Raw genomic sequence first — 1,443 nt, forward strand, 5'->3', positions numbered from 1 at the left:
TCCTCGGCGGGCACAGCCAGGCGCTGCTCGACCGCTTCCCCGAGGCCCGGCTCGTCGCCCTCGACCGGGACAAGGAGGCCCTGCGCCTGTCCGGCGAGCGCCTCGCCCCGTACGGGGAGCGCGCCACCCTCGTGCACGCCGTCTACGACGAGCTGCCCGACGTCCTCGACCGCCTCGGCGTCCCCCGCGTGCAGGGCGTGCTGTTCGACCTCGGCGTCTCCTCCATGCAGCTCGACGAGGCCGACCGGGGCTTCGCCTACGCCCAGGACGCCCCGCTCGACATGCGCATGGACCAGACGACCGGCATGAGCGCGGCCGAGGTCCTCAACACCTACCCGCCGGGCGAGCTCGTCCGCATCCTCCGGGCCTACGGCGAGGAGAAGCAGGCCAAGCGGATCGTCTCCGCGATCGTGCGGGAGCGCGAGAAGGAGCCGTTCGGCAACAGCGCCCGGCTGGTGGAGCTGATCCGCGCCGCGCTGCCGCAGGCCGCCAAGCGCACCGGGGGCAACCCGGCCAAGCGCACCTTCCAGGCCCTGCGCATCGAGGTCAACGGCGAACTGTCCGTCCTGGAACGGGCGATCCCGGCCGCCGTCGAGGCGCTCGCCGTGGGCGGACGGATCGCCGTGCTGTCGTACCACTCCCTGGAGGACCGGCTGGTGAAGCAGGTGCTCGCGGCCGGCGCCGCCAACACCGCGCCGCCCGGACTGCCGGTGATCCCCGAACGCTACGAGCCCCGGCTCAAGCTGCTCACGCGCGGTGCCGAACTTCCCACCGAGGAGGAGATCGCGGAGAACCGGCGGGCGGCGCCGGCCCGGCTGCGCGGAGCCGAGCGGGTCAGGGAGTCCGTCGGGTGAAACGAGTGAGGCAGGGCAGGCGGGCCCGGGTGGGCCACCCGGGCCGAGGGGAGGGCGAGTGAGCGGGAAACCTCAGCTGAAGGGCAGGGCCGCCCGGCTCGCCCGGTTGCTTCCGCCGGGCGGCGCACGCCGGGCCGCCCGGGCGCCCTTCGTCCTCCTCGTCGTCCTTCTGCTGGGCGGCGGCCTGATCGGGCTCCTGGTCCTCAACTCCGCCCTGAGCGAGGGCTCGTTCCAGCTGGACGACCTCGAACAGCAGACGAAGAGCCTCACCGACGAGGAACAGGCGCTCCAGCGGGACATCGACTCCTACTCCGCTCCGCAGGCCCTCCAGTACCGCGCCCGCGAACTCGGCATGGTGCCCGGCGGAGACCCCGCCTTCCTCGCCCCCGACGGCACCGTCAAGGGCTCGCCCAGCCCGGCGCCGGCCGCCGCCCTCCCGCTGGTCCTCGCCCCGGAGGCGCTGACCGGACGGCCCGCCCCGGCGGGCGCAGCCACCCCGACCCCGACTCCCGGCAGGTGACGGAAGTGTCCGACAGGGAACCGCCGCGCCGCCGTGTGCCCGGACCCGCGCGGCCCGTCCGTCCCGCCG

2 protein-coding genes are annotated in these 1,443 nt (G+C 74.9%); both read left to right on the forward strand.

Annotated features, from left to right (window positions below; translation table 11 throughout):
- The coding region (gene rsmH / locus GTW67_RS18415; RefSeq protein WP_161165920.1) for a 16S rRNA (cytosine(1402)-N(4))-methyltransferase RsmH at positions 1–854 on the forward strand (854 nt) is incomplete at its 5' end.
- Positions 855–912: 58 nt separating this feature from the next.
- Positions 913–1,374: a cell division protein FtsL gene (gene ftsL / locus GTW67_RS18420; protein WP_161165921.1), complete on the forward strand. Its 462-nt coding sequence runs from the start codon at positions 913–915 to the stop codon at positions 1,372–1,374.
- Positions 1,375–1,443: the final 69 nt, after the last annotated feature.

Source organism: Streptomyces sp. SID5910, assembly GCF_009862125.1.
Classification (GTDB): Bacteria; Actinomycetota; Actinomycetes; order Streptomycetales; family Streptomycetaceae; genus Streptomyces.